We start from the raw sequence: 1539 nt of genomic DNA, 5'->3' as shown, positions 1-1539 counted from the left end.
GGTCGCGGGAGCCGTCCTCAAGCGGCTCGGCGACGCACCCTTCGCCATCGACGGCTCCAACCTCGCATCCTGTCTTCCCGGGGCGTACGAGGTGGCGGGCCGGGCGGCCCGGGATATGGCGGCAAAGAACGGGAACCGGGATCTCAGCTGAAGGCGGGCGCGCCCCCCACCTCTGCGGTGCAGTCGTTTTGCGCTATACATCCTGTCTGGCCAAGCCACGATCCCCGCAGAACCGCCCGACCGGAGGGAGGGCGGCGCTAAGAGGCAACGACCCCCGGCCCCGCCAGCACGCTATCGGCTCGAAAGGCCGCCTCTCCCCCCTTCCAAAAGGCACTTATATTAATGAGGATCGCCGGTTGTACCGCTGCCTGCTACCTCTTCTCCGATTCGCCGCCCCCTATCTGGGCATCTCCCTCTGAAAGCGCCTCCAGAACCTCCTTTTTGAAGGCCTCAAAGTCTCCGAGCCGCTCGGTTGCCATCTCGTAGACGATTCTGTCGTCTATATCCCCATACCTTTGCACCAGGATATTGCGAGATCCTTTCATTCTCTTCGTCTCATCCTTCGTGCTCTGGCCGATGATTCCCGCCCCGGCCAGCTTCTCGAAGAGGTCGTCCTCTTCGGCCGGAAGCCCCAGCCTCAGCCCTTTGACCAGCAGGTGGCAGATGTCGATAAACGTCTCAATGGAGATCTGGAGCAGCCGCTCACAGGCCCGCTTCTTCTCTATCTTCTGGTACTCGTCAAAGCTGGCAGGCGCGATCTGCAGAAGCTCCCTCTGGTAGCCTTCAAGCTCGTCGACCTTGGCCAAGATCCGTTCACGGTCCAGCAGTATTCTCGGTAGATGTGCCTGTGGTCCTCGAAGGCCTGGGCCGTCCGGAAGGCGAGCTCGTAGAGCTGGTCCTCATCCCTGCAGAAGAGAACCCGCCCCTCCTTCAGCGCCCTTCTCCTGATGTAGAGGGGTAGGAGGCCGAAGATGTGGAGATCGAGGTTCAGGCCGGCGTAGTCGAGCAGCTTCCTGGATAGGGCCAGCCGGTCGGCCTCTTCGAGATGGAGGACCAGGGAGACGTCGATATCTGAGCTGGCCGTCGCCTCTCCAAGGACGGTGCTTCCGAACTGGACGACCGCCAGAACCTCAGGGTCCTCTGCAGCCTCCTCGAGGAGCCTCTTCAAATCTGCCTCGCCCCGACGGGCAGCATGCTGGCAGGTCTCGGCTTCAGTCCTCATCCGAATCTCCTTTTGCTGTCAGTTTCAGTTGTCTTGGCGACAGATATTAAGATAGATGCTATTATTTCAAGCTGATGCAGCAGTCGGACACAGCCTAGCACAAAGCCGCACGCTCCTTCCTACCATGAGATCTTCTTAAGCCCTCTTGATCGCGTCGGTGACGAGGGACCGGTTGTATTTCTCTGCAACCCTCTCCGCCTACTCCGTATATTACAGCAAAAGTTAACTACACCCCCAGACTTATTCATACCGATGCTCCTCTTCGCCCACCTGGGGCTCACCCTCGCCGCGGCAAAGCTCGCCGGGAGGCTCGGCGG

General features: G+C 60.2%; 2 protein-coding genes. Both read right to left on the bottom strand.

All coding sequences use genetic code 11. The features are described 5' to 3' along the window. Nucleotides 1-371: 371 nt before the first annotated feature. Nucleotides 372-806 carry a type VII toxin-antitoxin system HepT family RNase toxin gene (hepT, locus tag ACP5EL_RS08580; protein ID WP_428402096.1) on the bottom strand — a complete coding sequence of 145 codons (435 nt, stop codon included), beginning with the start codon at nucleotides 804-806 and terminating at the stop codon, nucleotides 372-374. After that, a complete protein-coding gene (locus ACP5EL_RS08575) occupies nucleotides 722-1222 on the bottom strand; it encodes a nucleotidyltransferase domain-containing protein (protein WP_428402095.1) in 501 nt (166 codons plus the stop codon). Before ACP5EL_RS08575 ends, hepT begins: the two co-directional genes overlap by 85 nt. Nucleotides 1223-1539 lie beyond the last annotated feature (317 nt).

Source organism: Methanocrinis sp., assembly GCF_049974945.1.
Classification (GTDB): domain Archaea; phylum Halobacteriota; class Methanosarcinia; order Methanotrichales; family Methanotrichaceae; genus Methanocrinis.
This window is presented reverse-complemented; position numbering and strand designations above follow the sequence as displayed.